General features: G+C 44.3%; 1 pseudogene. It reads right to left on the bottom strand.

Features of this window, described 5'->3' with window-relative positions:
- A pseudogene (locus H5185_RS22490) lies at positions 1-237 on the bottom strand (hypothetical protein); the annotation flags it as partial.
- Between the last annotated feature and the right edge of the window lie 147 nt (positions 238-384).

Here is a 384-nt window from a genome sequence, read left to right as displayed (position 1 = left end):
TGCTTGATCAACCAGGTTCAATTCGCTGGCGGTAGAGAAGCAAGAGGGTATCGTACCGGCTTCTTCGATAAACATAGTTTTCAGTTCTTCAAAAGCTGTGATCACTAGCCAGTCGATGCCGTTAACATGATGGATAAACATTGAGTTTCTCGGTAATTCTGATGCGGAGATTTTAACATTATCAGGGGTAGAACGTAGTAGAGATTTAGTAATTCTGTGCAATTTACGGTCATTCACTAGGCCACCTTGAAACACGTCTTTGTCGGATAGACGACACTTGTTACCAAGTGCCGCCCTCCTAAGAACCCAGCGTGCAACTTTCACTGCACTAGGCTCAAGCCTCCACAAAGGTATCGTTTGATACCCAGCAACTTATAAAGCAGT

It is taken from the genome of Shewanella sp. SG44-6 (genome assembly GCF_014164185.1).
In the GTDB taxonomy this organism is placed as follows: Bacteria; Pseudomonadota; Gammaproteobacteria; order Enterobacterales; family Shewanellaceae; genus Shewanella; species Shewanella vesiculosa.
The sequence above is the reverse complement of the archived record's forward strand: the minus strand, read 5'-3'. Positions and strand labels throughout refer to the sequence as shown.